This is a genomic window from Cellulomonas sp. P4_B5_2, from assembly GCF_056402235.1.
Genome location: NZ_JBFUHU010000497.1, coordinates 1 through 1,617, shown reverse-complemented (window position 1 = coordinate 1,617; position 1,617 = coordinate 1). Strand labels below are relative to the sequence as shown.

At 71.4% G+C, this 1,617-nt stretch carries 2 protein-coding genes and 1 riboswitch; both genes read right to left on the bottom strand.

Going from position 1 to position 1,617, the window contains the following annotated elements; genetic code table 11:
- The coding region (locus tag AC1DUQ_RS21590) for a C40 family peptidase (protein ID WP_477074620.1) at positions 1-636 on the bottom strand (636 nt) is incomplete at its 3' end.
- Between the two features lie 122 nt (positions 637-758).
- A riboswitch (cyclic di-AMP (ydaO/yuaA leader) is annotated at positions 759-924 on the bottom strand.
- Positions 925-1,216: 292 nt separating this feature from the next.
- Positions 1,217-1,617 (bottom strand): ferrous iron transport protein A (locus AC1DUQ_RS21585; protein ID WP_477074619.1); only part of this gene is annotated, 401 nt, incomplete at its 5' end.

Below are 1,617 nucleotides of genomic sequence, written 5' to 3'. Positions count from 1 at the left end.
GAAGACGGGCGAGCTCTGCCAGATGTCCCGGAACTGGATCGTCTTGCCGGGGCGGGGCGAGTCGATCTGCTGGTTGCCGCCGGCGTAGATCGAGATGTGGCCGGGGCTCCAGATGAGGTCACCAGGCTGGGCGTCCGCCCGCGAGACGATGGTGCCCGCGGCCTTCTGTCCGGCCGACGTGCGCGGCAGGGTGATACCGAGCTGCGCGAAGACGTAGCTGGTGAAGCCGGAGCAGTCGAAGCCGGCCGGGGTGGTCCCACCGGAGAGGTACGGCGTGCCGACGTAGCGGGCCGCGATCTCGAGGACCGCGTTGCCGGAGACCGACGACGGGGCCGGTGCGTTGGCGACGGCGGCGGTCGTGGTGGCGGTGGTGGCACGCGTGGTGCTGCGCGAGGCGGCGGCCTTCACCTTGACCGGCGGCGGGGGCGGCGGCGTCTCGGCCGTCACGACCGGGGCGTCGAACGTCCACGCGGCCTCGACCGGGGCGGTCACGACGGGGGCGGTGTTCAGCACGGCGCGGGCCGAAGCCGTCAGCGCTGCGGTGTCCACGGCGGGAAGTGCGCCCGCGTCACCACCGGGGGCGGCAGTGGCGGACGAGCCGAGCATCGAGACGATGAGGCCCGACGATGCGGCCACGACGGCAGTACGGCGTCCGACGGTGCCCATCTGGTCCGAGGCGGCTGCAGCAAACTCGGTCAAGGGCGTCGATGGACGGCGCGCCGCACGATGGCGGGCGCGAGTGGTGCTCACGGTCACGCGTTGCCTCTCCTGATGCCTACGAGGTCAGCTGTCGGGTTCGGGTGGGAGAACACCCGGCCGTGTCCCCGATCGAGATCGGATCTCCGGCTTCACCCCAAGGACACCGAACTTCCGGTGCCCGCAATTGGGTCCCCCGCCCCTGCCGGCGGTCAGTGCGGACCTCGTGGCGGCGGCAGGGTTAGGCGTTCCGCTCGAGGGCTTCTCCGGAGGAGGGTTCTGGAGAAGCAGGTCGAACGTACAGGACGTCCGCCGCGATTGTCACGTTCCGATCACGGAAATCTCCGCTCGTGTAGGACACCCGTCCTGGACGCGTGGTCCAAACTCCGAGGTGACCTGCAAAGACGCCGATCAGAGGCGTGGGAGCGCGCGCACAGGTCACACTCCCGGGGGATCACGAAGATCACGGTCGTGCGGGAGACAGCGCCCCCAGGGGCCGTCCAGGGGCCTCTCAGGCGGGTCAGCGGGCCCCGACGAAGATGTGCCGCGCGACGTCCTCGGGCAGGTCCAGGACGGTCTCCGACCCCGGCGTGGACACCGTCACGGTGCCGAGGCTGCGCTCGATGACGATCTCCTGGTGCGGCAGCACGCCGGCCTCGGCCAGCCGCGCGAGCAGCTCGACGTCCACCTGCAGCGGCTCCGCGATGCGGGCGACGACGGCCCGCTCGACCCCGTCGGCCCCCGGCTCGCCGCGGTAGGTCACCAGCGACGTGACGCCGTCGAGGAAGCTGACGTGCGTGGTCTCCTCGCCGATCTCCCCCAGGCCCGGGATCGGGTTGCCGTAGGGGTCGAAGTGGGGGTGGTCCAGCAGAGGCCCGGGATCGGGTTGCCGTAGGGGTCGAAGTGGGGGTGGTCCAGCAG